This window comes from Parashewanella curva (assembly GCF_003675895.1).
Taxonomy (GTDB): Bacteria; Pseudomonadota; Gammaproteobacteria; order Enterobacterales; family Shewanellaceae; genus Parashewanella; species Parashewanella curva.
Map to the genome: position 1 here is coordinate 1 of NZ_ML014917.1, position 2808 is coordinate 2808.

General features: G+C 37.3%; 2 protein-coding genes. One reads left to right on the forward strand and one right to left on the reverse strand.

Annotated elements, in window-relative coordinates:
- Window positions 1–261: 261 nt before the first annotated feature.
- Window positions 262–1701 (forward strand): hypothetical protein, encoded by a 1440-nt coding sequence (locus D5018_RS21100; RefSeq protein ID WP_121840937.1) that lies wholly within the window; start codon window positions 262–264, stop codon window positions 1699–1701.
- A gap of 891 nt (window positions 1702–2592) precedes the next feature.
- On the opposite strand, the gene D5018_RS22060 is transcribed toward D5018_RS21100, so the two are convergent.
- On the reverse strand, window positions 2593–2808 hold a 216-nt coding region (locus tag D5018_RS22060), incomplete at its 5' end, for a hypothetical protein (protein ID WP_207819416.1).

The following is a 2808-nucleotide window of genomic DNA, read 5'->3' on the forward strand; positions in this document are numbered from 1 at the left end:
AGGTTGCTTTAGGAGCATAGAAGGTGCTGAAAACTTCTGTGCCATACGCAGTTACGTTTCGAGTTGCAGAAAGCAAAATATAACAGCTTCAACAGCGCTGAACTTGTTGTTCAGTGGGCCAGATATTTTTGTTCAGTAGGCTGAATAGTTACAAATATTTTTATGCCATTCATCCTACATACAGAGAATAAGTAATAGTCTCCAAGGTGCGTCCATCAAGGTGCGTCCATAAATTTATAAAAAAAGACTAAGGAGCGAATAATGCTAGCAGCAACTAATCAATGTAATACACCAGTAGCATTTAATCTCTCAGAGCCACTGTATGTAGCGTTAGACGTGCCTTTTAAATACCAAGGCAGAACATACGTTGTTACTAAGCCATCAAAAGAGAAATTTGCTCCTTTTAGTCAAAAAGGTTTTCTACTTTTTGAACAAGATAAAAGGGATGGTGAATTCTATAGGCCATTGTCAACAAGATTAAATCCACGCATAAATCGTCGATTTAACGCAGTTTTATCCAAGTTAATTATTTGCCAAAAGCATACTGCTGAAGCTACTCGTGAAGTTGATAATCCTATATTCTGTCCCTACCCACTTTTAACCCCCACCTCAGGCCTGATGATTCAACCTCCCAGATATACACCTCACCGCCATCGCTCGATACAACCTCCTGCATACGATGATATTTATGGACGGAAGCTGAATAGATGCTCTTTGTCGACGGTTAAAATCCATCAACCAAAACTCAACTTATCACTAAGAGAGGAAGGAGGATTAAATGAATGCATAAATAATAAACGTAATGATATTGTACCGTCTGAGTACCTAGATTTTATAGGCTCAAGTAGTACTCCTTGTGTTGATGAGGAAAAACTTGCCTTCGAGTGTTTACAAGAAATGTATTTTCGACTTCAATCTGCAAAAGTGGAACGCTTAACTCCACTAGAAATAAAACAGAAGCTATTAGAGGCGATTGAGCATATCGCTTTGCACCGTCCTTACACTTATTTTCTAATGATGGAATCTAAGGGGGTTTTATTGAAAGCAGATAAAGATCATGTGCGGAAGGATTTTGAATGTGAGGCAGTTGTAACCGAACTTCGACTTGGCGAAGTTGCAAAGTTTAGCGATGACGAGAGACAACCTGATCAACCGACAGAAAATCAACTCCATAGATTTTTTGATTGTTCGCTTTCCTATATAAGGACTCGCCCCTATCTAAGCGAGGTTGTACCCGGGCTAAGATTGCGTGAGCAAGAGTTCCACCGCCTTATTGAAGACAGTAAGACCATGAAGTACAAAGCCATTTCGAAATTGGGAAGCACACCATCACAATTGCCTAGCCACATTTGTTTTGATAATAATGAACTCACCTGCGCTAATTTTACCGCTAGTAAAGGTTTAGCCGAGCGCCTTTATCGCAAAATAATTCAAGTTCAATGTTCATTCATCTCCAGTCATATGCCAGACGAAACATGCTGCTTAACAGGACACCCGTTCAGAGATGGAGAGTTTATCGTTGAAATTGATTTTATGGGTCATTGGTATCCCGCTTCGGTGACGGCATTATTAAAACAAGGGTTTAATGTTGCAAGTTTTAATGAGGGAGGGTTCGGTGGTGCGACTCATCCAAAAATCAAAGGAGCACTTCTTACGCCAGAACATATTCGATTCTATCAAGTTCCAAACAATGGGCTTTGATTTCCTTAATTATTTATCTCTAAACCTCTGAATAAAAAATCGACTAGCAAATTCCTGTCCATTTTCGATTTGATAAGAACACTTTCAGCTAATTGTATAAACCAATACTCTTCAGGCTACTCTAAGAGAATGCTTCAAGCTCTACCTCATCAAAGAACTAGAAGGTTTTTTGAAGGTAACCTTCCAAAAATTTTTTCAGCCAAGATTACGCTAAGAGGTTTTAGCTGGGAAATGTTGAATATGACACCTAGATGCCATCCTGTACGAGAATCCATTTCACTTTATTTACATCCAAACCATAACTTGGAACCCAAATAGGCAGGGAACTTATAGCACTCAACTCTAAAGATGGTTTAGTGCTGTGTTTATCATTGTTAAGCGACAAGTCACATGAAGAAGTTCTTTACTACTTTGACTTATTTAGCATCAATCAGAGTAACTGTACCATTGTTTTTTCGATTTATTTTTCTCTAAATTTTGATTCCGAAAAAGATACACTAAGAACCATTAGCCTAAATAGGGAAGTAAAACCACAGTACAGAAAGAAGGGGGTATGTAGAACTTTTTCTCTCAATATATTAGGCCAAATTTATAAATACCTTGGTCATAGGAATACAAAGATATCGATACTTGCAACACATATAGCCACGGTTAAATTTTTTTATCCATTGAATCCATATTTAAATAAAAAAACAGGTAAAAGTGTTAGAGATTTTGACCCAGCCTTGAATGATTTTCACAACATTATATTTAAAAGAAAAAGTACAGAATCATTTGAAGAATTCCGTTATTCAGAGTCTACCAACTATGCTCAAGCTGTGCATAATGCTATTGGATTAGAACTTCTCTTATTACAATATCGTTTTGTTAATTATCTCAGATATCGCTCCCTTATTGAGGAGTGAGATAACTAACTTTTGTCCATTGCCGAGTCAGCTTTGAACGTAACCTAGCTCGAAAATACCCCAAATCATATGGGCGTAGATCTTTTAGATCGACAAACATCATGAAAAGATCATTAATTATCAATGGGATGACTTTGACAAATAGTGCGAAAGGAGCAATTTTATAGTACTTATCAGTTTGCAAACACAACAAGTCTATAAA